General features: G+C 64.3%; 1 protein-coding gene. It reads left to right on the top strand.

What is annotated here, in order from left to right; translation table 11 throughout:
* The coding region (locus NQ036_RS15585) for an IS110 family transposase (protein ID WP_257060048.1) at positions 1-255 on the top strand (255 nt) is incomplete at both ends.

The raw sequence follows: 255 nt of genomic DNA on the forward strand, positions 1-255 counted from the left end.
TCGACGGGTACGACACAGTCGACGTGTTCATCGGAATCGACGTCGGCAAGACCGAACACCACGCAGTCGCATTGGACCGCGACGGCAAGAAGCTCTACGACAAGCCACTACCGCAAGACGAGGCGAAGCTGCGGACTGTCATCACCAAGATGACCGGCCATGGAACGGTCCTCGTCGTGGTGGACCAGCCGGCCACGATCGGCGCACTCCCCGTCGCGGTCGCCGCCGCGATGGGCGTCCTCGTCGGCTACATCC

The organism is Brevibacterium sp. 91QC2O2, from assembly GCF_024580695.1.
Taxonomy (GTDB): Bacteria; Actinomycetota; Actinomycetes; order Actinomycetales; family Brevibacteriaceae; genus Brevibacterium; species Brevibacterium moorei.